Origin of the sequence: Pseudomonas agronomica, from assembly GCF_025917275.1 — a bacterium.
GTDB classification, from domain to species: domain Bacteria; phylum Pseudomonadota; class Gammaproteobacteria; order Pseudomonadales; family Pseudomonadaceae; genus Aquipseudomonas; species Aquipseudomonas agronomica.
The window spans coordinates 1-614 of sequence record NZ_JAOSHO010000988.1; the positions used below are offsets into that span (position 1 = coordinate 1).

The 614-nt window shown below is 65.1% G+C and carries 1 protein-coding gene; it reads right to left on the minus strand.

Annotated elements, in window-relative coordinates; all coding sequences use genetic code 11:
• Positions 1 to 614: DEAD/DEAH box helicase (locus OC610_RS28530; RefSeq protein WP_264433087.1), on the minus strand; the 614-nt coding region annotated here is incomplete at both ends.

Genomic DNA, 614 nt, shown 5'->3' on the forward strand with positions numbered 1-614 from the left:
CTTTCTGTCGCAGGGCCAGGCGCTGTTGCACGCCGAAGCGGTGCTGTTCGTCAATGATCACCAGGGCCAGGTTCTTGAACTGCACTTCGTCCTGGAACAGCGCATGGGTGCCGACCACCATCGGTGCGCCTTCGGCGATCTGCGCCAGCGCGGCGGTGCGGTTCTTGCCCTTGAGCTTGCCGGCCAGCCAGGCGACTTCAATGCCCAGCGGTTCGAGCCAGCGCTGGAAGGTGATGAAATGTTGTTCGGCGAGGATCTCGGTGGGCGCCATCAAGGCTACTTGATAACCGGCTTCCAGCGCTTGCAGGGCGGCGAGGGCGGCGACCACGGTCTTGCCCGCGCCCACGTCGCCCTGGATCAGCCGCAGCATTGGCTCGGGCTGGCTCAGGTCGTAGGCGATTTCGTTGCCGACCCGTTGCTGGGCGCCGGTAGGGGTAAAACCGAGATTGGCCAAGTAGCGAGCCGGCAGCTTCGTCGCCTTGGGCATGGCCGGGGCGCGCAGCGAGCGCAGGCTTTCGCGCAGGCGTTGCTGGGACAGTTGATGAGTCAGCAGCTCTTCGAAGGCGAGGCGATGCTGGGCCCAGTGGTGTCCAAGGGCGAGCTCTTCCACATCC